This is a genomic window from Amycolatopsis sp. WGS_07 (assembly GCF_045278895.1).
Lineage (GTDB): Bacteria > Actinomycetota > Actinomycetes > Mycobacteriales > Pseudonocardiaceae > Amycolatopsis.
This window is the reverse complement of sequence record NZ_CP136053.1, coordinates 3,087,143-3,109,463: the sequence shown is the minus strand read 5'-3', so window position 1 is coordinate 3,109,463 and position 22,321 is coordinate 3,087,143. Positions and strand designations below refer to the sequence as shown.

The 22,321-nt window shown below is 68.2% G+C and carries 27 protein-coding genes; 10 read left to right on the top strand and 17 right to left on the bottom strand.

What is annotated here, in order from left to right:
• The 4 genes from pseI to RPX00_RS14620 are packed head-to-tail and all read right to left on the bottom strand — an operon-like array spanning position 1 to position 2,638.
• On the bottom strand, positions 1-1,050 hold the full coding sequence (gene pseI / locus RPX00_RS14635; protein WP_406640074.1) for a pseudaminic acid synthase: 1,050 nt from the start codon (positions 1,048-1,050) through the stop codon (positions 1-3).
• A gap of 23 nt (positions 1,051-1,073) precedes the next feature.
• The gene (locus RPX00_RS14630) at positions 1,074-1,535 is read right to left on the bottom strand and encodes an N-acetyltransferase family protein (RefSeq protein WP_406640073.1); all 462 of its coding nucleotides are present in this window, start codon (positions 1,533-1,535) and stop codon (positions 1,074-1,076) included.
• Positions 1,532-1,975, bottom strand: coding sequence for a hypothetical protein (locus tag RPX00_RS14625; protein ID WP_406640072.1), 444 nt, complete (start codon positions 1,973-1,975; stop codon positions 1,532-1,534). Before RPX00_RS14625 ends, RPX00_RS14630 begins: the two co-directional genes overlap by 4 nt.
• 33 nt (positions 1,976-2,008) lie before the next feature.
• The gene (locus RPX00_RS14620; protein WP_406642912.1) at positions 2,009-2,638 is read right to left on the bottom strand and encodes a hypothetical protein; all 630 of its coding nucleotides are present in this window, start codon (positions 2,636-2,638) and stop codon (positions 2,009-2,011) included.
• A 156-nt stretch (positions 2,639-2,794) separates the two neighbouring features.
• Between RPX00_RS14620 and RPX00_RS14615 the strand changes: the two genes are divergently transcribed.
• The 3 genes from RPX00_RS14615 to RPX00_RS14605 are packed head-to-tail and all read left to right on the top strand — an operon-like array spanning position 2,795 to position 5,475.
• The gene (locus RPX00_RS14615; RefSeq protein WP_378301794.1) at positions 2,795-3,748 is read left to right on the top strand and encodes an ABC transporter permease; all 954 of its coding nucleotides are present in this window, start codon (positions 2,795-2,797) and stop codon (positions 3,746-3,748) included.
• Positions 3,749-3,751: 3 nt separating this feature from the next.
• Entirely contained in the window at positions 3,752-4,567 is an 816-nt protein-coding gene (locus RPX00_RS14610) for an ABC transporter ATP-binding protein (protein ID WP_344281688.1), read from the top strand.
• A complete protein-coding gene (locus RPX00_RS14605) occupies positions 4,567-5,475 on the top strand; it encodes a glycosyltransferase (RefSeq protein WP_406640071.1) in 909 nt (302 codons plus the stop codon). Before RPX00_RS14610 ends, RPX00_RS14605 begins: the two co-directional genes overlap by 1 nt.
• A 186-nt stretch (positions 5,476-5,661) precedes the next feature.
• On the opposite strand, the gene RPX00_RS14600 is transcribed toward RPX00_RS14605, so the two are convergent.
• From RPX00_RS14600 to RPX00_RS14585, 4 genes are all read right to left on the bottom strand, one after another.
• Positions 5,662-6,846 (bottom strand): hypothetical protein, encoded by a 1,185-nt coding sequence (locus RPX00_RS14600; protein WP_406640070.1) that lies wholly within the window; start codon positions 6,844-6,846, stop codon positions 5,662-5,664.
• Complete coding sequence (locus tag RPX00_RS14595; RefSeq protein ID WP_406640069.1) at positions 6,843-7,262, bottom strand: hypothetical protein; 420 nt, start codon at positions 7,260-7,262, stop codon at positions 6,843-6,845. The genes RPX00_RS14600 and RPX00_RS14595 overlap by 4 nt, the downstream gene beginning before the upstream one ends.
• Positions 7,263-7,294: 32 nt before the next feature.
• Positions 7,295-8,062 carry an ESX secretion-associated protein EspG gene (locus RPX00_RS14590; protein ID WP_406640068.1) on the bottom strand — a complete coding sequence of 256 codons (768 nt, stop codon included), beginning with the start codon at positions 8,060-8,062 and terminating at the stop codon, positions 7,295-7,297.
• A 61-nt stretch (positions 8,063-8,123) separates the two neighbouring features.
• The gene (locus tag RPX00_RS14585; protein WP_406640067.1) at positions 8,124-8,702 is read right to left on the bottom strand and encodes a TetR/AcrR family transcriptional regulator; all 579 of its coding nucleotides are present in this window, start codon (positions 8,700-8,702) and stop codon (positions 8,124-8,126) included.
• A gap of 97 nt (positions 8,703-8,799) precedes the next feature.
• Between RPX00_RS14585 and RPX00_RS14580 the strand changes: the two genes are divergently transcribed.
• A complete protein-coding gene (locus tag RPX00_RS14580; RefSeq protein ID WP_406640066.1) occupies positions 8,800-9,639 on the top strand; it encodes an NAD(P)H-binding protein in 840 nt (279 codons plus the stop codon).
• 79 nt (positions 9,640-9,718) lie between these two features.
• Positions 9,719-9,961 (top strand): hypothetical protein, encoded by a 243-nt coding sequence (locus RPX00_RS14575; protein WP_406640065.1) that lies wholly within the window; start codon positions 9,719-9,721, stop codon positions 9,959-9,961.
• Here RPX00_RS14575 and RPX00_RS14570 read toward each other — a convergent pair.
• From RPX00_RS14570 to RPX00_RS14560, 3 genes are all read right to left on the bottom strand, one after another.
• On the bottom strand, positions 9,958-10,956 hold the full coding sequence (locus tag RPX00_RS14570; protein ID WP_406640064.1) for an acyl-CoA dehydrogenase family protein: 999 nt from the start codon (positions 10,954-10,956) through the stop codon (positions 9,958-9,960). The two genes, RPX00_RS14575 and RPX00_RS14570, sit on opposite strands and share 4 nt — an antisense overlap.
• A 77-nt stretch (positions 10,957-11,033) precedes the next feature.
• Positions 11,034-12,941 carry a glycosyltransferase gene (locus RPX00_RS14565; RefSeq protein ID WP_406640063.1) on the bottom strand — a complete coding sequence of 636 codons (1,908 nt, stop codon included), beginning with the start codon at positions 12,939-12,941 and terminating at the stop codon, positions 11,034-11,036.
• A 5-nt stretch (positions 12,942-12,946) separates the two neighbouring features.
• A complete protein-coding gene (locus RPX00_RS14560) occupies positions 12,947-13,414 on the bottom strand; it encodes a GtrA family protein (RefSeq protein ID WP_406640062.1) in 468 nt (155 codons plus the stop codon).
• 145 nt (positions 13,415-13,559) lie between these two features.
• On the opposite strand from RPX00_RS14560, the gene RPX00_RS14555 reads away from it, so the two are divergent.
• From RPX00_RS14555 to RPX00_RS14545, 3 genes are all read left to right on the top strand, one after another.
• Entirely contained in the window at positions 13,560-14,933 is a 1,374-nt protein-coding gene (locus RPX00_RS14555; protein WP_406640061.1) for an FAD-binding protein, read from the top strand.
• Positions 14,930-15,685: a decaprenylphospho-beta-D-erythro-pentofuranosid-2-ulose 2-reductase gene (locus RPX00_RS14550; protein ID WP_406640060.1), complete on the top strand. Its 756-nt coding sequence runs from the start codon at positions 14,930-14,932 to the stop codon at positions 15,683-15,685. The genes RPX00_RS14555 and RPX00_RS14550 overlap by 4 nt, the downstream gene beginning before the upstream one ends.
• Before the next feature lie 91 nt (positions 15,686-15,776).
• Complete coding sequence (locus tag RPX00_RS14545) at positions 15,777-16,409, top strand: VC0807 family protein (protein ID WP_406640059.1); 633 nt, start codon at positions 15,777-15,779, stop codon at positions 16,407-16,409.
• Here the strand turns inward: RPX00_RS14545 and RPX00_RS14540 are convergent.
• Complete coding sequence (locus RPX00_RS14540; protein WP_406640058.1) at positions 16,406-16,603, bottom strand: helix-turn-helix domain-containing protein; 198 nt, start codon at positions 16,601-16,603, stop codon at positions 16,406-16,408. The two genes, RPX00_RS14545 and RPX00_RS14540, sit on opposite strands and share 4 nt — an antisense overlap.
• 245 nt (positions 16,604-16,848) lie before the next feature.
• Between RPX00_RS14540 and RPX00_RS14535 the strand changes: the two genes are divergently transcribed.
• Positions 16,849-17,565, top strand: a complete 717-nt coding sequence (locus tag RPX00_RS14535; RefSeq protein ID WP_406640057.1) for an ESX secretion-associated protein EspG — start codon at positions 16,849-16,851, stop codon at positions 17,563-17,565.
• Here RPX00_RS14535 and RPX00_RS14530 read toward each other — a convergent pair.
• Entirely contained in the window at positions 17,562-17,930 is a 369-nt protein-coding gene (locus RPX00_RS14530; protein ID WP_406640056.1) for a MerR family transcriptional regulator, read from the bottom strand. The two genes, RPX00_RS14535 and RPX00_RS14530, sit on opposite strands and share 4 nt — an antisense overlap.
• 100 nt (positions 17,931-18,030) lie before the next feature.
• On the opposite strand from RPX00_RS14530, the gene RPX00_RS14525 reads away from it, so the two are divergent.
• Entirely contained in the window at positions 18,031-18,723 is a 693-nt protein-coding gene (locus RPX00_RS14525) for an SDR family oxidoreductase (RefSeq protein WP_406640055.1), read from the top strand.
• A 40-nt stretch (positions 18,724-18,763) separates the two neighbouring features.
• Here the strand turns inward: RPX00_RS14525 and RPX00_RS14520 are convergent, their stop codons facing one another.
• From RPX00_RS14520 to glf, 4 genes are all read right to left on the bottom strand, one after another.
• Entirely contained in the window at positions 18,764-19,327 is a 564-nt protein-coding gene (locus RPX00_RS14520) for a hypothetical protein (RefSeq protein WP_406640054.1), read from the bottom strand.
• A 115-nt stretch (positions 19,328-19,442) separates the two neighbouring features.
• Positions 19,443-20,513 (bottom strand): decaprenyl-phosphate phosphoribosyltransferase, encoded by a 1,071-nt coding sequence (locus tag RPX00_RS14515; RefSeq protein WP_406640053.1) that lies wholly within the window; start codon positions 20,511-20,513, stop codon positions 19,443-19,445.
• A complete protein-coding gene (locus tag RPX00_RS14510) occupies positions 20,510-21,028 on the bottom strand; it encodes a phosphatase PAP2 family protein (protein ID WP_406640052.1) in 519 nt (172 codons plus the stop codon). Before RPX00_RS14510 ends, RPX00_RS14515 begins: the two co-directional genes overlap by 4 nt.
• Positions 21,021-22,244 carry a UDP-galactopyranose mutase gene (glf, locus tag RPX00_RS14505; protein ID WP_406640051.1) on the bottom strand — a complete coding sequence of 408 codons (1,224 nt, stop codon included), beginning with the start codon at positions 22,242-22,244 and terminating at the stop codon, positions 21,021-21,023. The genes RPX00_RS14510 and glf overlap by 8 nt, the downstream gene beginning before the upstream one ends.
• Between the last annotated feature and the right edge of the window lie 77 nt (positions 22,245-22,321).

Below are 22,321 nucleotides of genomic sequence, written 5' to 3'. Positions count from 1 at the left end.
CTAGATCAAATCCCACGTCAGCGCGGTTCCCTTGGCGGCATCGACCCGGAACGTCCGGCCCAGCACGTTCACGATCTCACCAGGAGCGAGCCCGCCAGCGGGACGGATGGAGCGGACGTTCTGCGCGGTCACGGGATCCCCGGCCCGGACGTCCTCCACCACGTACAGCGAACGCCGGAGCCGAAGCCCCTCCTTCTCGCTCTCCCGCGGACCCAGCACCGGCGAACCGAGTGCCTCCCACGCGCGGTGGGTCTCCGTGACCAGCGCGGCCAATTCCGCTGGCTCCAACGAGAATTCCGAGTCCACGCCGCCGTCGCTGCGCGCGAGTGTCACGTGTTTCTCGATCGCCACCGCGCCCAGCGCGACCGCGGCGACCGGTGCGCCCAGGCCCGGCGTGTGGTCCGACAGGCCGACCAGCGTTCCGGTGAGACCGGCCAGCAGCGGCAGTCCGCGCAGGTTGCTTTCCGTCGGCGACGCGGGGTAGCTCGCCGTACAACCAAGGACGATCAGCTGGTCGTTGCCCACCGCACGAGCCGTGCGCACGGCCGCGTCGATCTCCGCGACGTTCGCCATTCCGGTCGAGATCACCAGCGGTTTGCCGGTGCGGGCGCACAGTTCGATCAGCGGCAGGTCGACGATCTCCGACGAGGCGATCTTGTACGCGGGCGCGTCCAGCGACTCCAGCAGCTCCACCGCGGTCGGGTCGAACGGGCTGGAGAACACTTCCAGGCCGCGTTCGCGGGCGCGGGCGAAGATCGGCTCGTGCCATTCCCAGGGCGTGTGCGCCTTTTCGTACAGTTTGTACAGGTTTTCCCCGCCCCACAGGGAATGTCCGTCGCCGATCCGGAACGCCGGGCCGTCGACGTCGACAGTGATCGTGTCCGGCCGGTACGTCTGTAGCTTCACCGCGTGCGCGCCCGCCTCGGCGATCGCGTCCACGATGGCCAGCGCGCGGTCCAGGTCGCCGTTGTGATTGCCGGACATCTCCGCGATCACGAACGGCGGCCGCTCCGGACCGAGCAGGTGCTTGCCGATGCGGACTTCGGACATGGGTGGCGTCCTTCCGGTGGGGATCAATGCAGAGTCTTGCGCAGCCGGCGGAACCCGTCGGCAGGGGGCGCGACCTCCAGGTAACCAGCATGCTCGAACAACGCCGCCGACGCCGCGTTCTCCTCGTGCACCGCGGCCAGCACGGCCGTCGCGTCCGTCCGGGCCGCCAGGGTTCGCTCCCCCGCGTCGAGCACCGCCCGCGACAAGCCCCGGCCGCGGCTTTCCGGCGCGAGCGTGATGCTGACCTCCCACTCGCGGCCGCCCTCGTCGTCGAAGCGCACCGTGCCCACCGGTTTTCCGGCTTCCTCCAGCACGAGCAGCATCCGGCCGGGCGCCGCGAGCACCCCGCGCAACCACCGCAGGTGAGCGTCCAGATCGATCACGCCGGTGGACCGCGACGACTTCCGGGTCGCCGGGTCGTTGCGCCAGGCCAGCAACAGCTCGGCGTCGGCCTCGGTCGCGTCGCGGGCGATGACGGAAGTCACTGCGCAGGCGTGAGCTTCGCGTTCTCGAGCCGGCTCAGGCGCTCCTCGTACCGGGCGATTCCGGCCAACCGGACGCGAATCTGCGCGTGCTGCCGCTGGATCTCCTCGACCAGCGAGCGAGCTTCGAGCGCCTCGGCATCGTTCGCGCGCGGGGTGACCGCGAGCTTCTCCCGGAGCGTCTCCAGCTGCTCCTCCTGCGCGGCGACGTGCGGGATCATCCGGTCCAGCTCGCCGCGGATCCAGCGAAGGTCGCCGAGCGCGGTGTCCAGTTTCTCGTCGGTCTCGCCGAGCCGTCGGCGGTGGTCGACCGTGCAGTGCTCAAGCTCGTCGATGCGGGTCTCGAAGTCCTGGATGACGCCCCGCGTCCGCTCCTCGAGGCGGTAGTCGACGATCCGGGCGATCCGGGAACCGAACAGGTTTCTGAAGTTCAGGAAGGGCATGGCGGGAGTTCCTTCGAAGAGGGCCAGTGGGCTTCAGCGGAGCAAGGTGGTGGTGCCGGTGCGGGTCCACGACTCCAGCAGCCTGCCCTCGGCGGCGATCTGGTGCTCCGGCCCCACGATGCACGAATCCCCGGCAGCGTGCTCCCACGAGGTCTGCTCCGGGTTGTCGATGAAGGAGAACCCGGTCAGCACCAGCTGCGCCTCGGGGAACGAGGTGCGGGCGATCCAGGCCGCGAGCGTACCCGTGGTCGACCAGGTGGGTTCGGTGCGCGTCGGCAGGCCGAGCGCGTCCGACAGCGGCAGCACGACGTCGCGGTTCGACACCGGGACGAACCCGAGGTCCGAGGGCCACCAGCCGGGCAGCGCCTCCGGCTCCCAGTGCAGGCGGCCTGGCTCGACCAGCAGATACAGCCGGGAGCGGTAGTCGCGGAACACGTGCCGGGTGGCGCGCACGGCCCGGTTGAAGACGACCGTGTGCACCTTGCGGCCGGTGATGTCCGGTCCGTCCGGTTCGTCGATGACGAACCCGTTCACCCGGATGACCAGGTCACAGTCGTCGACCGCCTTGGCCCGGGCCGGGTCCGGAGCCAGCGGCTGGTTGCCGACCACGGCGACCGAACGCGGGTCCGGCCGGTCCGCGTACGCCGAGAGGAGGTCGACCATCAAGCTCGCCGCACCGAGAGCAGCAGTCATAAGGCAAGAAACTACCAGGACACCAGGAGCGGCCGACCCCGTATCGCCCGCCTCCGCGCGGTGACCGGCGGCCGGTCGGGCCGGGGCGAGCCGAGGCCGGTGCGTCCCATCGGTACCCTCGTCCACGTGCATGCCACCAGCACGGTTCACGCAGCCGAACCCGATGTCTCGACTCCGGTTCCACCGTCGTCGGACAGCAAGACGTTCGGGCGTGCGATCGACGACATCAAGACCGGTTTCGCCGCCCGCGAGCTTTGGACGCACCTCGGCTGGCAGGACATCAAGCAGCGCTACCGGCGCTCCATCATCGGCCCGTTCTGGATCACCATCAGCCAGGGCGTCATCGCGCTCGGCCTTGGCCTGCTGTACTCGCAGCTGTTCCGGACGCCGATCGAGGTGTTCCTGCCCTACCTCTCCACCGGCTTCATCATCTGGGGCTTCATCCAGGGCTGCCTCACCGAAGGCATGGAGACGTTCATCGCGAACGAGGGGCTGATCAAACAGGTCCCCGCGCCGATCAGCGTGTACGTGCTGCGCACGATCTGGCGGCAGACGCTGCTGCTGGCGCACAACATGATCGTCTACGTCGTGCTGCTGATCATCTTCTTCTCAGCGCTCGATTCCCCGTATTCCCTGGGGTCGCCAGACGGTGCCTGTCTGCCTGAGAAGTATTGCCATCCGGGCCTGAGCTGGAACATTTTCCTCGCCATCCCCGGATTCGTGCTGCTCGCGCTCACCGCGGGCTGGGCGGCGCTGCTGCTCGGCATCATTTCGACGCGTTTCCGCGACATCCCGCAGCTGATCAACTCGCTGATCCAGCTGATGTTCTACGGCACCCCGATCGTCTGGCCGGTCGACCAGCTGCTGTCCGGCGGCGCGCGCGACGGTGCGTCGTGGGCACTGCCGATCATCAAGCTCAACCCGCTTTACCACTACATGCAGGTGGTGCGGTCGCCGCTCATCGGACAGGCGGTGAGCTGGACCAGCTGGGTCGTGGTCGGCGGGCTCACCGTGGTCGGATGGGGCCTCGCCCTCGTCGCCATGCGCAATTACCGGTCTCGCGTCTCGTATTGGGTGTGACAGATGGTCAGCATTGACGTCCACAACGCGTACGTGGACTTCCCGATTTTCGACGCGAAGACGCGTTCGATGAAAAAGCGCGTGCTCGGCAAGGTCGGCGGCAAGATCAGCTCCGACCAGAAGGTGCCGATCATCGAGGCGCTGCACGACGTGTCGATCAGCCTCCGCGAGGGCGACCGGGTCGGCCTGGTCGGGCACAACGGCGCGGGCAAGTCGACGCTGCTGCGGCTGCTCGCCGGCATCTACGAGCCGACCCGCGGTTCGTCGCGGATCGTCGGCCGGATCGCGCCGGTGTTCGACCTCGGCATCGGCATGGACCCGGAGATCTCCGGCGTGGAGAACATCCTCATCCGCGGCCTGTTCCTCGGCATGAGCGCCAAGGAGATGGAGAAGCGGGTCGACGACATCGCGGAGTTCACCGAACTCGGCGACTACCTGCAGATGCCGCTGCGGACGTACTCCACCGGCATGCGAGTGCGGCTCGCGCTCGGCGTGGTGACCTCGATCGACCCGGAGATCCTGATCCTCGACGAGGGCATCGGCGCGGTCGACGCGGCGTTCCTCAACAAGGCCCGCGACCGGCTCAAGGACCTGGTCAAACGGTCCGGCATCCTGGTGTTCGCGAACCACTCCGACGAGTTCCTCATGGAGCTGTGCGACACCGCGATCTGGATGGACGAGGGCCACGTCAAGAAGCAGGGTTCGCTGCGCGAGGTGCTCACCGAGTACAAGGGCCGCGACCCGTTCGAGAACATGAGCCAGGAAGGTCTCGAGCGCCTCGGCATCGAGCCCGCGACGACGACGAACGGCGGGGAATGATGACCGGCGAGACGCGAGAGCTGCCCGAGGGCGCCGTCGTCGGCGTGGTGGTCACGCGGCACCGGCGCGAGCTGCTCGCGGACTCGCTGAAGATCATCGCCGCCCAGACCCGGCCGGTCGACCACCTCGTGGTGGTCGACAACGGCCCGGACAAATCCGCGCGGGACGTCGTGGAGGCCTTCCCGCTGCCCTGCACGTACCTGCCCTCGCACCGGAACCTCGGCGGCGCGGGCGGTTTCGCGCTCGGCATGCTGCACGCGCTGTCGATGGGCGCGGAATGGGTCTGGCTCGCCGACGACGACGGCCGCCCGGCGGACGAGCACGTGCTCGAAATCCTGCTGGAGGAGGCCGAAAAGCGCGGCCTCGCCGAGATCTCCCCGGTGGTGGCGAACATCGACGCCCCGGCGAAACTCGCGTTCCCGCTGCGCCGCGGCCTCACCTGGAAACGCTCGTCGGCCGAACTGGGCACGGATTTCCTGCCCGGCATCGCTTCCCTGATGAACGGCGCGTTGTTCCGTTCGTCCACTTTGGACGTCACCGGTGTGCCGGACCTGCGCCTGTTCTTCCGCGGCGACGAGGTGGAACTGCACCGCAGGCTCGTCCGGTCCGGGCTGCCGTTCGGCACGTCGCTGCGCACGACCTACCTGCACCCCGACGGTTCGGACGAGTTCAAACCGATGCTGGGCGGGAAATTCCACGCGCAGGATCCGGAGAACGAGGTCAAGCGGTATTACACGTATCGCAACCGCGGGTATTTGCTGTCGCAGCCGGGAATGCGGAAGATCGGGGCGCTGGAGGTATTGCGCTTCGGGCTGTATTTCGTGGGCGTGAAGCGGGACCCGAAGGCGTTCGTGCAGTGGCTGAAGCTGGTCCGCCAAGGTCGGGCGGAGAAGTTTTACCGCTACTGAGCCCGCGCTCTTGACAACTCCTGGACAAAACCTCCGGGCTGTTGTGCCCTGAAGCAGTCGCGGCAGCACCCAGTCCAGCGGCCCGGCGGACGGTGCTGCTGGAGATGGCAGAACTGGGGCACCATCGCGGACTAGCCAGTCAGTCCGTTGTGGACAGTGCAGCACCGTCCACAACGGACTCCCTAGCTATTCCCCAATGACCGGCGGCGCGGAACGGTGCCCGCTGCCGAACACCTCGTCGTCCTCGATTTCCATGACGAACGCGGGCTGGTCGTTGCCGTCGTCGTACGGGCGTGCGCCGAAGCCCATGCCGGGGCGGGCCGGGGCACCGCCCATTCCGCCGGCCGCGACGTCCGCCGCGCCTGGGGTCATCGCGCCGTCGCCGGGGCCGAACGAACCGTTGCCGCCGCCGCGGCCGACCTTGGTTTCGTGTTCCTCGTCGGCGCCGAAACCGCCGCCGCCCATGCCCATTCCGCCCATCGGCATCGCGCCCATGCCCATGCCGGCCGACCCGGCATTGCCGCCGCTCGGCGCGGCCTGAGCCGCGGGCGGGGCGTAACCGGCCGCCGTGGTCGCACCCGAACTGTCCGGCATCGGCTGGTGCACCGCGCCGGTGAACTGGCTCGGACCGCTGACCGTCGGGGCGCTCGGTGCCGCACCGCCACCAGCGGCGGCCCCACCGCCGTCCGAGGACGTCACAGCGGGTGCTGGGCTGGCCGGAGGTGCGTCCGCGTGCCCGCCAGGAGCGGGAGCCGCGTCGTGGTGCGGGCCCGGCGGCATCGCCACGGCAGCCCCGCCGCCCATCGCGACGCCGAACTTCGGCGGGTGCGCGAACGTCGGCTGCTTCGACCCCGTCTCGTGCAGCGAAGCGTCGTACTTCGACATCGTCTCCGCGGCCTGCTCGTGCGCGGAACGGCTGTCCTGCTGCTTCTTCAGCGTCGCGTCGATCTCATTGCTCATTTCGAGCGGGCTCGCGTGCGACCATTTGTCGAATTCCTCGGACCAGTCGAACGGGACCGCGTCCGGCATCGAATGCTTCGCCGCCTGCGCGGCGGATGCCTGCTCCTCGATGATCTGCGCGGCCAGCTTCGCGTTCTGGCCATTCGCCTCGGCCCATTCGGCGAGGCTCACGAAATACGCCTGCGCGCCGGCCGCCGCCTCGCCGCTCCACGCGTTCGCGGCCTTCTTCACGGCCTCGCCCAGCTGCGTCGCGAATTCCTCGAAGGCCTTCTGCACCTCGGTGTACGCGTGCGAGACCGAGGAAACCTGCTCCACGTCGAGGTTCGTCTCGACGTACGACTTCAGCTGCTGATGCGGGTGCCCGAGGTAGTCGGCGTCCGACGGCGCGAGCCCCGGCTGCGGCGTGCTCATTCGGTGCCCTTCACGGTGCGGTGAGTGTCGATGGCCTGGTTCTCGTTCTCGGTGTAGACCCCGCCGGCCCGCGCGAGGGCCTCGTCGGCCTCCTTCAGGATCCGGCCGAACTGGTCCAGCACGTCGAGGGCCGCCCCGGGCGCGTCGGCACCGCTCTTGCGGTCGTGCTCGGCCACCGTGTGCCCGTACGGGTGGCTGCCGAGCTTCGGCGCGGACGTCAGCGCCTGCGTCTGCGGCTTGAGCCGTTCGAGGCGCGTGACCATGTCGGTGAGCGCTTTGCGCAGGTCACCGAGTGCGTCGCCGTCGATGCTGAACCCGCCGGCTTTCGCGGTGCCGGCCAGCTTGTGCGTTTCGGCCGCGGCTTCGGCGATGCCCTTGGCGTTCAGCCCGCCTGCCGCCAGCGGATCAGTGCTCATGCGCGGGAGTTTACCGACGCGAGCCGCTCCGGTCAGGCGTTTGCCGAATAGCCTTCAAGCTGGGTGAACAGTTGTTGGGCCAGACGGGCATTATCCGCCGGGGCGTAGGTGAGCCAGCGGTTGCCGTCGCTGGAATCGCGGGTGCTGAGCAGGTAGCGGCCGAGTTCGGTGTCGAACCAGGCGAGCGACGGCAGCGCCCGCTCGTGACCGTTGCCGTCGCGGACGTACGGCGTGAATTGGCCGACCGCCAGCCGCGGCTTCTCGAAGATCCGCTGAACGGCCCTGAGCTGCGGATTGTGCGTGCGCGGACCGCTGACCCCGGCGAACGGGTCGTACGCGTCGCCCCGGACCGGCTGCTTCGACGGCCGCGCGACGGTCACCGACTGCCCCGGTGCGGCGGGCGTGAGCGGCAGCAGGTCGACGATCGCCGGGATGATGCCGGTCGGCCGGACCTCCTCGAAGACGAACATCCCGTCCCGCTGGCACACGAGCACCGCGAACTGGCCGTTCGACGCGACCCGCGCGAACAGCTGCTCGTCGCCGAGCTTCGCCGCCGCGGACACCGCGATACCGGCCTGGACGAACGTGGCGAGCGCGATCTGGACGTCGTCGTCGACGGTCCCGCGCCGCAGCAGGCCGCGTCCGTCGAGGTCGCGCAGCACGGCGTCGCGCACCGCACGGCGTTCCTCGCCGGTGATGCCGATGTGCGGCACCACGAACGGCACCGGCGCGCGGCCGAGCCCGAGTTCGGCCAGCAGGAGATCCACCGCTGCCGGTGACAGCGTGAACGTATACGGCACGACCCACCCCTAAATCCGGTCTCTCCCCGGCGAAACCGTAGTCCACTCCGCAGGGTCGCGGCTATCGGCTCCGAGGTCCTCGGATTCCGTCCAGGAAGTAAGTGGTGCGGCGGTCGTAGGCGTCTTGGGGAGGCCGTTCGCCGTGTTTGAGGGCGAGCGCGGTGTCGACGACGAACGCGTGGAGGTCGCCCGCCGTGAACTCCGGCCGCAGCGCACCGGAGGCGCGCGCCGCCGCGACGAATTCCTCGTTGGCCTCGCCGCCGACCCGGCAGATCTCCATCAGCTGCGGCGAGTTCGGATAGGTCTGCAGCAGGACGTCGTTGACGGCGGGCTGGCGGTACTGGAGGTCACGCAGCGCGGTGAGGTAGTAGGCGATCCGCTCGCCGGTGTCGTCGATGGCCCGCGCGTGGTCGATGACCGCGAACAGCTCCGTCGCGACGACCTCTTCGATCACCGCCTCGATCAGGCCGATTCGACCACCGAATCGGTTGAAGATCGTCGCTTTGCTGACGCCTGCCGCCTTGGCGACCTCCTCCAGCGGAACCGTCAGACCCCGTCCCTGGAAGGCGCCGATCGCGGCGGTTCGGATCTGTTCGGAATTGCGCCTGGCGTCGGCACGAAGCCGGGATTCCACGGGCACCGCGCTCCTCCATAAGTTGACTCCCCTAGTCATCTTACCTACAGTCGAGAGCAAGAGAAGTTGACCCATGTAGTCAACTTACGTCCCGGAGGAAGAAATGATCGTTGTCACCGGTGCCACCGGCGGGCTGGGCAGTGCCACCGTCGAGCACCTCCTCAAGCGCGTACCCGCCGACCAGATCGGCGTCAGCGTCCGCGACCCCGCCAAGGCGCAGCACTTCGCCGACCGTGGCGTGCGTGTGCGGCAGGGCTCCTACGAGAACCCTGGCGACTCGTTCACCGGTGCCGAGCAGGTCCTGCTGATCTCCGGCAACGACCCGGCCGCCGACCTGGTCAGCCTGCACAAACGCGCCATTGAAGCAGCCGTCGAAGCTGGTGCCCGCCGGATCATCTACACGAGCCAGCACGGTGCCGCCCCCGACAACCCGTACGGGCCGTCAGACCTCCACCTCGCCACCGAGGCGATCCTCGGCGACTCCGGAGCTGCCTGGACCGCACTGCGCAACGGTGCCTACGGCCCGCTCGACCAGGTGCTCGGCCCGTGGCAGCAGACCGGCCAGATCGCTCAGCCGGAAGACGGCCCCGTCCCGTACACCGACCGGGCAGAGATCGCCGAAGCCACTGCGGCCCTCCTCGCCGGCGGCCGTTCCGTCGACGGCCCCGTCACCCTCGCTGCTCCGACTGCCGTCACGTTCGACGATTTCGCCAGGATCGCGTCCGAACTCACCGGCCGCACCATCAACCGCGTCGTCCTGGACGACGAGCAATGGGTTGCCGAACAGATCGCGAGCGGGGTCCCGGAGCAGGCGGCCCGGTTCATGCTCACCTGGTATCAGGCCACCCGCGCGGGCTTTTTCGCCGAATCAGGCCCGCTGCTGGCCGAGCTTCTCGGCCGCGAACCCCGCACCGTCGCCGACCGCATCGCCGAAACCGTCTAGCGCCCTTCCGCTGTGAGCGGATCCGCTGTCGGCGAACCGCTCTTGCTGCCGATGATCACCCGCTGCTGCCATGGAGGGCATGGCAGATCCCAAACCAGCCCTGGTCCTGCACCTTTCGGCAGGCGGAGAGCCGCTGATCTTCCCGCTGACCGCCGACAGTTCCGAGGCAGTGCAAGAAAAACTCCCCGACCTCCTGAAACACGGTGGCGTTCACTCGCTGGAAACCCGGGACGGCAACACTGTTTCGGTGAATTTCGTCCACGTGGCAGCGGCCTATGTGGACGATTTGAGCCGGAAGGGAAAATTCGGCCTTTCCGTTTAGCGCCGGGCGAGGGCGAGCAGTCCGGCGCGGATCTCCGGCCTGCTCGCGGCCACGAGGAGGAACGTCGCCTCGCGCACCAGCCGGCCAGCGTGTGCCCCGGCCAGCACCGCCCGGCTGCCGGTCGCCACCGCGACCGCACCCGCCGACCGATACGCCAGGTCGGCACCGGCCGCGCGGGCGGCCGGAAGCGTGGCCGGGTCGGCGAGACCAGCGTTGAGGCGGCGGCGGATTTCGTCCTGTTCGGACCGAAGCGCCTTCGCGGTTTCGCCCTCGCCAGCGGCCTCAAGCAAACAAGCACAACGCTCGGCGAGACCAAGCGGCGCGCATCCGTTGAGCCGCGCCGCGAACGTATTGCCAGCCACGAATTTGTCGTAACCGACCTGAGCGAAAACCGATTCGTCCGGAATGAAGTGGTTGTCTAGCTTCAGCCGCACGGTGGCCGTGCCTTGTGCGGCCATGAGCGTCAGCGGCTCGGCGACCAGGCTGTGCCCGACGATCGGCGACACCAGGGCGTTGACGATCGTGTCCCCGTCGCGGCCGGAAAGCTGCAGCAGGTCAATCGCGTCCCAACCGCTCACGAACGGCGCTTCGCCGTCGAACCGAAAGCCGCCGTCGACGCGCTCTGCCCGCACTCGCGGCGGCGTCGGGATCACGCCCGCGTACGCGACGCCCGCGCGCAGCCGTCCGCTGATCAGGTCCGCCAGATACCGCTCGCGCAGATCCGCGCGGTCCGTCGCGGCGAGCCCGGCGACGAGACCGTGATGCTGCAGCCACGTGAACGCGGTGCTCAGGCACCCGCCGGCCAGCGCTTCGATCACGCCGACCAACTGGTCCAGGTCCGCGCCGGAATCGGGCGCGGCGAGACCGTAGAACCCTTCCTCGGCGAGCGCATCGAAATGCGACCGGGGCACCACGCCTAGCCGGTCGACCTCGGCGGCCGAGGGAAACAACAGGTCATCGGCGAGCGCACGAGCACGGGCAACCAGATCGGCCATGAAACCAAGCTACCTAAAAAGACAAAAAGGGCGTCTCGCCTAACGCGAGACGCCCTTCCTGCACTTGGCTCAAACGATCACAGCTCGTACAGCCGCTTCCAGTTCTCGCGCGAGGTGAGTTCCGGCATCGCGCGCTTGTACTGCTCCTGCACGCTCGCGCCTTCCTTGCGCAGCCGGTTGATCACCTTCGCGCCGCGCTTGGCGAGGTCGAACATCTTGACCTTGTCGTAGGTGCGCACGCGCACGCCTTCCTGCGACGCGTCGGTGACCACGGCGGTGTCGAACAGCGCGATGTGCCACCAGTGCGCCTCGTCGACCGGCACCGCGCCCAGCCCGAACCGGCTGCGGCCGAGGGCCTTGTCGAGGATGCGCTTGATCAGCACGAGCCGCTGCATGCTCGGCCGCGGCGCGCTGTTGATGATGCCGATGTCGTTGGACGCGATGCCCGGGACGTCAGTGGCCTTGTGCCGCTTGGTCTCCGGGTACGCGTCGCGGATCCGGCGGATCTCCTTCATCGCCTCGACGCCGCCGTCGCGCAGGATCTCCGGGCCCTCCAGGAAGTCCTCGACCGCCTTGATCAGCGTCGCGGAGAGGCCGTACTGCATGCCGAGCAGGTAGCGCACCAGCTGCGCCATCAGCACGCGGGAGAGCAGGTTCAGGTTGAACGGCGAGTGCAGCGCGGCGGTGATGATCGAGTTGCGCAGGTTGAAGTACCGGTGCCACTCGTCCCAGTCCTTCCAGTGGAAGTCCGCGTGCCACACGCCCGCACCCGGCAGGGTCACCGTGGGGAAGCCGTATTCGCGGGCCCGGTAGGAGTACTCCGCGTCGTCCCACTGGAAGAAGAACGGCAGCGGGTAGCCGATGGCCTTGACGACCTCGTACGGGATCAGGCACGACCACCAGCCGTTGTACCCGGCGTCGAGGCGGCGTTCCTGGCGGTTCGGGTTGCCCTCGTCGTCGACGCCGAGCAGGTCGGCGGTGGACAGCGAGTGCTGCACCGGCTGGCCCGGCTCCAGCGTGTTCAGCCGGGCGTACTCGGCTCCCACGTGCAGCTGGTTCGGGTGCAGCAGGTTGAGCATCTGGCCGCCGACGATGATCGGGTTGGCCGAGCGGTTGGAGAACGCCGTCATGCGCACGACGAGGTCCGGCTCGAGCAGCACGTCGTCGTCCATGAACAGCACGTTCGCGTGCTCGGTCGCGGTGTGCCCGGCCACCTCGTACAGGCCGCGGGTGAAGCCGCCCGCGCCGCCGAGGTTCGGCTGCTTGATGTAGTGCAGCTTCTCGCCGAGGTCCTTCGCGACCTGCTCGAAGCCTTCACGCGATTCGACCAGGTCGGTGCCCTGGTCGGCGACGTAGATGGCGTCGAGGGTGTCGAGCGAGGACACGTCGGCGGCGAGCGCCTGGAGGTTCTTCAGGCAGTCGTCGGCGCGGTTCATCGTGCAGATGGTGACCGCGGTCGGGCGGATCGTCTCCGGCGCGTCGACGGTCCAGCGGACCTGCTCGACCCGCAGCGTCTGGCCGCCCTCGGTCTCCAGGTCGAGCCACAGCGCGCCGCCGTCGTGGAACTTGTCCAGCTTGCCGGTCAGCTCGACCTTGACGCCCTTGCCGCCGGACACCTGCTGAGCGTCGACCACTCGCGCGTCGCCGAGCATGTCGGACGCGCCGAGCGACAGCAGCCCGTCGCCGGTGACGACCGCTTCGAGCTTCACCTCGGTCGCCGTGGTCCAGCGCTGCCAGTAGCTCGCCGGGAAGCGGCCGAAGTAGGTGTTGCCGGTGACCTTCGCCGACGGCTCGAGCGTCACGCTGCCGCGTTCGCGCTGCGCGTTGCCCTGCACGACCTCGGCGTACATGTCCTTGCTGACGATCGGAGCCGGCCCGGCGTACAGCCCGCGCTGTGCCGTGAGCCTGCCTTCGGGGGCGTGTTCGGCGAACCGCGTCTCACCTGCGGGGGCCGCCTCCGCGACCGGGGCTGCTTTACCGGGCATCGAACTCAGTTCTCCTTTACCGGCCGTACACGGAACACGACCCACTTGAGCATCACGAAATTGATCACAGTCGCCGTTGCCTGGGACACCACCCAGGCCAGCGTGGCCTTCCAGCCCGACTCCGGCAGCACGTGCAGCATGAGCTGGTTCACGCCGACGGCCACGAAGAAGGTGACGGCGTACAGCAGAACGAAGCTGCCGACCTGGGCGTTCCCGTCCCGCCGCCCGTCGGCGAACGTGAAGCGCCGGTTCAGGAAGAACGCGGTCGTCGTGCCGACGATGAAACTGATCGCGCGCGCGATGTCCACCCACGGGGTGGCGTCCATGCCGATCGCGCGCAGCAGCGAGTATGTGCCCAGGTCGAGCAGGGCGCAGAAGCCGCCGATCACGGCGAACCGGATCAGCTGTCCCAGCAGTCCGGGGCCCGCGGGCACCGGCTGCGTTTGGTCACTCTGCGGTTCTGTAGCCACCACTTGGAATACCTTCTCGGCCTATTGCGTCAGTGTCCGTATTACCCACTTCGACGCTCGGACGCTTGTGCCTTGATGCGCAAAGTGTAGAAGCGAGCACTTCAGGGTCACGTTCCGGGCGGTGTTCGGCGTGGCTACCCTGGTCCGCGTGACCCAAGCACCGCAGACACAGCGCCGCACGCTCACCGGCTGGGGCCGCACCGCCGGGACGGTCGCCGACGTGCTGAGCACGCGCGACGTCGAGACGATCGCCCGCGCCGTCGCCTCCGCAGGCCCGCGCGGGGTCATCGCTCGCGGCCTCGGCCGCTCCTACGGCGACCCGGCGCAGAACGCGGGCGGCCTGGTCGTCGACATGACCGTGCTCGACCGCATCCACTCGATCGACCCGGACTCCGGCCTCGTCGACCTCGACGCGGGCGTCAGCCTCGACAAGCTGATGCGCGAGGCGCTGCCGTACGGCCTGTGGGTCCCGGTCCTGCCGGGCACCCGCCAGGTGACGATCGGCGGCGCGATCGCCAACGACATCCACGGCAAGAACCACCACTCGGAGGGCACCTTCGGCAACCACGTGGTGTCGATGGACCTGCTCACCGCCGACGGATCCGTGCGCACGCTCACCCCGGAGGGCCCGGATTCGGAGCTGTTCTGGGCGACGGTGGCGGGCATCGGGCTCACCGGGATCATCGTCCGGGCCACCGTGCGGATGAAGAAGACGGAAACGGCGTACTTCTACGTGGACGCCGACCGCACCTCGAACCTCGACGAGACCCTCGGGCTCTTCACCGACGGTTCAGACCTCAACTACGACTACTCGATGTCGGTGCCGGACCTGATCTCGTCCGACAGCCGCCTCGGCCGCGCCACGTTCTCCCGCGGTTCGCTCGCGAAGCTCGACCAGCTGCCGCCGAAGCTGCGCGCCAACCCGCTGAAGTTCGACGCGCCCCAGCTGCTGACGCTGCCGGACGTGTTCCCCAACGGACTCGGCAACAAGCTCACCTTCGGCTTGATCAACGAGCTGTGGCAGAAGACGGTGCCCAAGAAGGGCGCACGCGGCAAGATCCAGAACCTCACGCAGTTCTATCACCCCCTCGACATGCTGAGCGAGTGGAACCGCGCGTACGGCAGCAAGGGTTTCCTGCAGTACCAGTTCTCCGTGCCGTTCGGCGCGGAAGACCAGCTCAAGGACATCTGCCGGGCCATCTCGCGGTCCGGGCACTACTCGTTCCTGAACGTGTTCAAGCGGATGGGCGACGCGAACCCGGCCCCGATGTCCTGGCCCGCGCCGGGCTGGATGCTGAGCGTGGACTTCCCGATCAAGAACGGGCTCAGCCGGTTCTGCGAGGAAATGGACGAGATGGTCCTGTCCGCGAACGGCCGCCTCTACACCGCGAAGGACTCGCGCACCTCGGCCGAGACGTTCGCGAAGATGTACCCGCGGCTGGAGGAGTGGCGCAAGGTGCGCGCTTCCGTTGACCCCGAAGGCGTTTTCGCCTCTGACATGAGCCGGAGGCTCGCACTGTGATCGACGCGGTCGGTAACCCCCAGTCCCTGCTGCTGCTCGGCGGCACGTCCGACATCGCGCTGGCGATCGCGGAGAAGTACCTCGCGGAGAAGCCGCTGCGGGTCGTGCTGGCCGGCCGTCCTTCGCCGCGGTTGGAGGAAGCCGCGCAGCGCCTGAAGGATCGCGGGGCCGAAGTGTCCACTGTGGCCTTTGACGCGAAGGACCTGGCGTCCCACCCGAAGGTTCTGGACGAGGCGTTCTCCGGCGGCGACATCGACGTCACGGTGGTCGCGTTCGGCCTGCTCGGCGAGGCCGAGGAGCTGTGGCAGGACCACGCCAAGGCGGTCGAGCTGGCGACGGTCAACTACACCGCCGCGGTGTCGGTCGGCGTGGCGCTGTCGGAGAAGCTCAAGACCCAGGGCCACGGCAAGGTCATCGCGCTGTCGTCGGTGGCTGGCGAGCGGGTCCGCCGGTCGAACTTCGTGTACGGCTCGAGCAAGGCCGGTTTCGACGGTTTCTACCTCGGCCTCGGCGAGGCGCTCGCGCCGCACGGCGTGCAGGTGACCGTCGTCCGGTCCGGCCAGGTCAAGACCAAGATGACCGCCGGGATGAAGGACGCCCCGCTGACCCGGACCGCCGAGCAGGTCGCCGACGTCGCGGTCGAGGCCGCGCGCAAGGGCAAAGACCTCGTGTGGTCGCCTTCGGAATTCCGGCTCGTGATGTCGATCCTGCGGCACGTGCCGCGGCCGATCTTCCGCAAGCTGCCGGTCTGAGGTTTCCCGGCCCGGCGTCCACCGATCGGTGGATGCCGGGCTGACCGGCTCGACGATGCCCCGGGGTGCCCAGCGCGCCGAAACTCGGGGCATGGGGAACGAATTCCGCTCGTCGCTGGCCGTGCTGCTGATCGACCTCGGCGCGCCCGTCGGCGGCTATTACCTGCTTCGGGCCTTCGACGTCTCACCGGTGTGGGCGCTGCTGCTGAGCGGCCTGCCGCCCGCGTTGCGCGTGCTGTACGCGCTGGTCACCCGGCGTCGCGTGGACGGAATCGGCCTGCTCGTCCTGATGTTCCTCGCCGTCGGCCTGGCGACCACGCTGATGACCGGCGACGCCCGGCTGATGCTCGTGCGCGGTGCCTGGTTCAGCACGCTGGCGGGCGTCTGGCTGCTCGCGAGCATGGTCATCGGCCAGTACCCGACGACCTACCAAGCGGCCCGCGCCCTGCTGCCCGGCCGCGGTTCCCGGCTGGACTCGGCGTGGGCGGAGCGCCCGTCGTTCCGCCGGGTGTGGCGGACGCTGACCGTGGTGTGGGGCGTCGGCTCGCTGGTCCACAGTGGACTGAGCATCGGCATGGCCTACACGCTGCCGGTCGACGACGTCCCCGCGCTCGATGCCGGACTGTCGATCGCGTTTTTCGTCGGGCTGCAGGTGATCACGCAGATCCTGCTGATCCGCGAGGGCACTCTTCGCCGGCTGCTCCGGCCGTCCATAGTGGACTAGTCGTCGGACGGCGGCCGCAGCCCGTCCACCAGTTTGGCCGGGTTCACCCCGAGACCGTCGGCGAATTTGAGCAGATTGTGCAGATTGATGTTGCGCAGCCCGCGTTCGACCTGGCTCACGAACGTCCAGTGCACGCCGGCCAGTTCGGCCAGCTGTTCCTGGCTCAGCCCCGCGTCGTTGCGAAATTCGCGCACGCGTTCGCCAACAGTGCGAGTCGCGGCGGAGAGCGGAGGCTTGGCCATCGTCGCTTAATCACACACGTCTACCGCCGCCGACGCCAGAGCAGTAATGATCAGAACATTTATGCCTATAGCGTCTACGTCTTACCGACGACAGCTTTCCGATAACCGCCCGACTCGTTCTCAATTGCAGACACCGCACGGGTAATCAATCGGCTACCGTGCTAATGGCAGCCGATTGCGAAAGCCAGGGGGCGCAGGTGCGGGAGGACGTCGATCAGACGGTGACCCTGCCTGTCGAAGCACTCTCGGCCGTCTGGGACATGCTCGACCTCGGAGAACAGCATCCGATGCTGCGAGCGAAGCGGGTCTGGGTGAAAACCGGCGCGCACCGCGAACTTCACGCCGCCACCATCGCTCTTCTCGCCAAACTCGGCCTGGCCGACAACGACGCGCCCTCCGCGCATTTGCGCGACACCTTGCAAGTGCTCGCCGATGCCGAACGCGAGTACTTCGCCTGGTCCGCATTGCGCGGCGGAATCCAGCGAACTGTCATAGTCGCGCAACGAGAACAAGCCGCGATTCTGGTATCCGCGCAAGACGGCCTGGTCGAAATCCGGCCGACCGCGCCGACCCGGCTGGCCACGACGCTTTTCGGCACCCTTCCGCAAATCCCCGGCGCACCGGTTCGCTCAGTCTCGGTAACTTCCGACACCGCGACCCCAGACCCGTTCGACGAAACCAACAGCCACGAATATCTAGCGTCGACGCTCAACCAGCCCGCGGACGCCACCCACCACCTCTACGTCGCCCGCCGCGCGAACGGCCGCCATCTCACCGGCGGCCCGATCCTCGCCGCCGACGTGCGCTCCGGCCGGATCCTCACCTACCCGACAACCGAGGGCCGGACCGAACTCATCTCCGGCACCCCGCGAGCGATCGTGAAGATCCTCAACGACACCTTCGCCGCCCTCTAACGCAGCACGACCGGGCAATGCGGATTCGGCGCCTCCGCCAATTCGATCATCGCTTCCAGCCGCTCGCGAGTGCGTTCCAGGCCGGAAATGTGCTCATCCAGCCGGGCCTTCTCCGCCCGCAACCGAACCCGCGATTCCGGCGTGCTGACGCCCGAGTGCAGGCACGGCATCAACTCACGGATCGTCGCGCTGGACAGCCCGGCCGCGTAGAGCTGCTGGATCAGCCCCACCCACGACACGGCGTCCTCGCCGTAGCGACGCTGCCCGCCGGACGTGCGCGTCGCCTCGATCAGCCCTTGCTGCTCGTAGTAGCGCAGCGACCGCACGCTGACCCCAGCTCGCTCCGCCACCTCGCCGATCCGCATCCGAGCCTCCGTGATCCGCACCACAAACACGAGAACCTGACATTGACGTCAGGATCCAGGATAGCCGTAGTTCCACCCGGCTTTCCTTAGGAGAATCCTCATGCAGATCGCAGGCGCAACCGCACTGGTCACCGGTGCCGGACGCGGGCTCGGCACCCATTTCGTCCGCGCCCTGCTGGACCGTGGGGCGGCAAAGGTCTACGCCACCGCACGCCGCCCCGTCGAGATCGACGGTGCCGTGCCACTGCCGCTGGACGTCACCGACCCCGATTCCGTCGCCGCCGCCGCGGCCGCCGCACCCGACGTGAACCTGCTGATCAACAACGCCGGTATCGCCGCCTTCACCGACCTGGTGACCGGCGATCTGGCGGAGATCCGCCGGGAAATGGAGACCAATTTCTTCGGCCCGCTGAATATGATCCGCGCATTCGCGCCAGGATTGAAGGATGGCGCGGTGTTGAATGTCCTGTCCGCGCTGTCCTGGACGACCTATCCGGGCTCGGCGGGTTACGCGGCGTCGAAAGCAGCGGCGTGGAGCCTGACCAACGCGGTGCGGCTGGAACTGCTGGCGCAGCGCACGCTGGTGAGCGGCCTGGTCATGGCGAGCACGGACACCGACATGGTGGCGAGCTTCGACATCCCGAAGAACGACCCGGCCGAGGTCATCCGCACCGCGCTGGACGGCCTGGAAGCGGGCGAAATCGAGATCGTCGCGGACGCGGACAGCGCGGCGGCGAAGGCCGGGCTGTCCAAGCATCCGACGGTCCTGTACCCGGCGCTGCTGGCCGAGTGAGGTCTAGCGGGTACGGATTCTGCCCGAAATACCCGGCCGATCAGTTGCCGAACCGTGGGCCGTCGTTGTCCTGACCGTCCGGAATGCGGTGGTGCTGGCCGGGGCCGCCGTCGTTGAAGCGGTGGCCGCCCTGGTGCTGGCTCATGCCGGGGCGGCCGGAGTGGTGGTTCGTCGCGGCCATGACGCCGCCGACGATGCCGCCGCCCACCGCGAGGCCCAGGACTCCCACCGCGACCAGTTGCGTCGCTCGGTGCCCGAGGAAGCGTCGGAAGCCGCCCTGTTTGCGCGGCGGCAGCGGCATGCCCCACGGGCTGGGCTGAGCGAATGGGCCGGGCTGAGCTGGCTGCTGAGCGGTCTGTTCGGCAGCGGCGGCGGGCGGGGCCTCGCTCGGCTGATTCGGCTTACCGGCCTCAGCAGCCGACGCGGGCTGGCTCGGATGAGCGGGCTGTTCGGCAGCCGCCCCAGGCCGTTTCGCGGAAGCATCCGGCTGACCAGCGGATTCCCCGCCGGAAGAAGCCGCACCCAAGTCCCCGGTCCGGCCGAACTGCTCAGTCGGCTCCTGCCCGGCGGGCTCGCCAGGCGAGGGGTGCTCGTTGTCGTTCATCGTCGGTCCTCCGGGCTGCGCGGGTGGGAGGCGGGCGATCCCGGCTCCCACCCCCGAGGGTGACCGTCGTAGCTGTGGAGAAGCTGAATCCCAGCTGTTTAAATCCGCGCGCCGTTCACAGGTAGAACGACAGGAACAGGGTCACGACCCAGGTCGCGCCGAGCACCTGCAGCACGCGGTCCTTCAAAGCGATCTCGTCGGGCGCGCCGGCGTTGCCGCCGTCCACGTCGACCGCGTAGCGGAGCACCGCGATCACGAACGGGACCATCGACACGACGGCCCACACCGAGTTGTGCTCGGCCTGCCGGATCTCGAACGCCCACAGGCAGTACGACATGATCAGGATCGCCGCCGACGTCGCCCACACGAAGCGCAGGTAGCTCGCCGAGTACTTCTTCAGCGAGGACCGGATCTTCGCGCCGGTGCGCTCGAACAGCATGATCTCCGCGTACCGCTTGCCCGCCACCATGAACAGCGAGCCGAACGCCGTGACCAGCAGGAACCACTGCGACATCGCGATGCCGCCTGCCACACCGCCCGCCACCGAGCGCATCAGGAAGCCCGAGCCGACGATCGCCAGGTCCACCACCGGCTGGTGCTTCAGGCCGAAGCAGTAGCCGAGCTGGACGGCTTCGTAGACCGCCAGCACGATCGCCAGCCGCCAGTCCGCGGCGAACGACACGGCGAGGCCGGCCAGGAAGAACACCACGGCGGACGCGTAGGCCACCGGGACCGGCACGATGCCCGCCGCGATCGGGCGGTTGCGCTTCGTCGGGTGGGCCCGGTCGGCCTCGACGTCGACGGCGTCGTTGATCAGATAGACCGACGAGGCGGTGAGCGAGAACGCCACGAACGCGATCAGCGCGTCGATGACCAGCTCGGTCCGGTTCGTCGCCTTCGAGAACGCGAAGAACGGCGCCGCGAAGACGAGGACGTTCTTCACCCACTGCTTCGGGCGCGCGGTCTTGATGACCCCGAGCACGAGTCCCACCGGGCTCGGGCCAGCGGTCGTGGCCGGGGCGGCCGGGGCCGAAGCCGGAGCCTCGGCCTTTTCGGCCTTGTCAGCTTTGCCGGCCGTCTCGGTTTCCTCGGCCGCGTCGGTCTTTTCGGCAGCCGATTCCTTCGCTTCCGCGGATTCGGCCGTACCGGACGCGTTTTCGGTTCGCTCGTCGGTCGTTTCGCTCATCGCTTCTTGGTCAGCTTCCGTCGGATCAGACCGCCGACGACGCCTCCCAGGGCGGCTCCGGCCAGAACGTCTGTCGGATAGTGAACGCCGAGCAGCAGCCTCGAGGCGAGCATCGGCGGTACCAGGGCGGGGACCAGGTTACGCCCGGTCAATCCGGAGTAGAGCACCGCCGCCGCCGTCGTCGACGTCGCGTGCGACGACGGGAAGCTCAGCTTGCTCGGCGTGCCGACCAGAACCTCCACGCTGGGATGGTCCGGACGGCACCGCCGCACGACGCGTTTCACGGCGATCGACGCCGCGTGCGCGCCCACCACTCCGGCCGACGCGACCAGCCAGTCCTTGCGCCGGTCGCGGTCCACCGCCGCTCCGAGCAAGCCCAGCGCGAACCATCCCGCGCTGTGCTCGCCGAACAGCGACATTCCCCGCGCGACCTGCACCGTGCCCGGCTTCTTCAGCACCTTCTGGGTGCTGGAGAGCACGGCCACTTCACCGCGCGGGGTGTCCTTCTCAAGCATCGATCGACCCGTCGAGAGGCGCACCTTCGGTGAGATGCGGGGCGATCTTGTTGTCGAACATCGAGAGCGCCGACCCGATCGCCATGTGCATGTCGAGGTACTTGTACGTGCCAAGCCGCCCGCCGAACAGCACGTTCTTCTCGCGCGCCTCGGTCTTCGCCAGCTCGCGGTAGCTTTCCAGCTTCTCGCGGTTCTCGGCGGTGTTGATCGGGTAGTACGGCTCGTCGTCTTCCTTCGCGAAACGGGAGTACTCGCGGAAGATGACGGTCTTGTCCTTCGGGTAGTCCCGCTCCGGGTGGAAGTGGCGGAACTCGATGATCCGGGTGTAGGGGACCTCTTCGTCGTTGTAGTTGACGACCGAGGTGCCCTGGAAGTCACCCGTCTGCGCGACCTCGGACTCGAAGTCGACGGTGCGCCAGGTGAACCGGCCCGCCGAGTAGTCGAAGTAGCGGTCGAGCGGCCCGGTGTAGACGGTCGGGGTGCCCGCCGGGATGTGCTCGCGCACGTCGAAGTAGTCGACGTTCAGCCGGATCTCGATGTTCTCGTGCTCGGCCATCTTCTCGAGCCACGCGGTGTACCCGTTGACCGGCAGACCCTCGTAGGTGTCGTTGAAGTACCGGTTGTCGAAGGTGTAGCGGACCGGCAGCCGGTTGATGATGTTCGTGCCGAGGTTCTTCGGGTCGTTCTCCCACTGCTTCGCGGTGTACCCGCGGATGAACGCCTCGTAGAGGGGGCGGCCGATCAGCGAGATCGCCTTCTCCTCGAGGTTCTGCGCGTCCTCGGTCCGGAACTCGGCGGCCTGCTTCGCGATCAGCTCGCGCGCCTCGTCCGGCGTGTGCGACTTGCCGAAGAACTGGTTGATCAGGCCGAGGTTCATCGGGAACGAGTAGACCTGGTCCTTGACCCGCGCGAAGACCCGGTGCTGGTAGCCGGTGAACTCGGTGAAGCGGTTGACGTAGTCCCACACCCGCTTGTTGGACGTGTGGAACAGGTGCGCGCCGTAACGGTGCACCTCAATGCCCGTTTCGGGCTCGACCTCGGAGTAGGCGTTGCCCCCGAGGTGGTGGCGGCGCTCGAGGACCAGGACCTTCTTGCCCAGCTCGGCCGCGGCCCGTTCGGCGATGGTCAGGCCGAAGAAACCGGACCCGACGACGACGAGGTCGTAACCGCGAAAGTCGTCTTCAGTAATCTTGGCGGAGTTCGTGTGCTCGCTCACGGGCGCTCAGGGTACGCAGTCGCGCGACCGCGTCCCGAACCGACCTCGGCATCCCGCCAGGTTTTACCGGCACTACA

Excerpts from the sequence above, each read along its gene's own strand:
- pseI (WP_406640074.1), bottom strand. The coding sequence starts at position 1,050 with ATGTCCGAAGTCCGCATCGGCAAGCACCTGCTCGGTCCGGAGCGGCCG.
- RPX00_RS14625 (WP_406640072.1), bottom strand. The coding sequence starts at position 1,975 with ATGCCCTTCCTGAACTTCAGAAACCTGTTCGGTTCCCGGATCGCCCGG.
- RPX00_RS14620 (WP_406642912.1), bottom strand. The coding sequence starts at position 2,638 with ATGGTCGACCTCCTCTCGGCGTACGCGGACCGGCCGGACCCGCGTTCG.
- RPX00_RS14610 (WP_344281688.1), top strand. The coding sequence starts at position 3,752 with ATGGTCAGCATTGACGTCCACAACGCGTACGTGGACTTCCCGATTTTC.
- RPX00_RS14605 (WP_406640071.1), top strand. The coding sequence starts at position 4,567 with ATGACCGGCGAGACGCGAGAGCTGCCCGAGGGCGCCGTCGTCGGCGTG.
- RPX00_RS14600 (WP_406640070.1), bottom strand. The coding sequence starts at position 6,846 with ATGAGCACGCCGCAGCCGGGGCTCGCGCCGTCGGACGCCGACTACCTC.
- RPX00_RS14595 (WP_406640069.1), bottom strand. The coding sequence starts at position 7,262 with ATGAGCACTGATCCGCTGGCGGCAGGCGGGCTGAACGCCAAGGGCATC.
- RPX00_RS14580 (WP_406640066.1), top strand. The coding sequence starts at position 8,800 with ATGATCGTTGTCACCGGTGCCACCGGCGGGCTGGGCAGTGCCACCGTC.
- RPX00_RS14575 (WP_406640065.1), top strand. The coding sequence starts at position 9,719 with ATGGCAGATCCCAAACCAGCCCTGGTCCTGCACCTTTCGGCAGGCGGA.
- RPX00_RS14570 (WP_406640064.1), bottom strand. The coding sequence starts at position 10,956 with ATGGCCGATCTGGTTGCCCGTGCTCGTGCGCTCGCCGATGACCTGTTG.
- RPX00_RS14565 (WP_406640063.1), bottom strand. The coding sequence starts at position 12,941 with ATGCCCGGTAAAGCAGCCCCGGTCGCGGAGGCGGCCCCCGCAGGTGAG.
- RPX00_RS14545 (WP_406640059.1), top strand. The coding sequence starts at position 15,777 with ATGGGGAACGAATTCCGCTCGTCGCTGGCCGTGCTGCTGATCGACCTC.
- RPX00_RS14530 (WP_406640056.1), bottom strand. The coding sequence starts at position 17,930 with ATGCGGATCGGCGAGGTGGCGGAGCGAGCTGGGGTCAGCGTGCGGTCG.
- RPX00_RS14525 (WP_406640055.1), top strand. The coding sequence starts at position 18,031 with ATGCAGATCGCAGGCGCAACCGCACTGGTCACCGGTGCCGGACGCGGG.
- RPX00_RS14520 (WP_406640054.1), bottom strand. The coding sequence starts at position 19,327 with ATGAACGACAACGAGCACCCCTCGCCTGGCGAGCCCGCCGGGCAGGAG.
- RPX00_RS14515 (WP_406640053.1), bottom strand. The coding sequence starts at position 20,513 with ATGAGCGAAACGACCGACGAGCGAACCGAAAACGCGTCCGGTACGGCC.
- RPX00_RS14510 (WP_406640052.1), bottom strand. The coding sequence starts at position 21,028 with ATGCTTGAGAAGGACACCCCGCGCGGTGAAGTGGCCGTGCTCTCCAGC.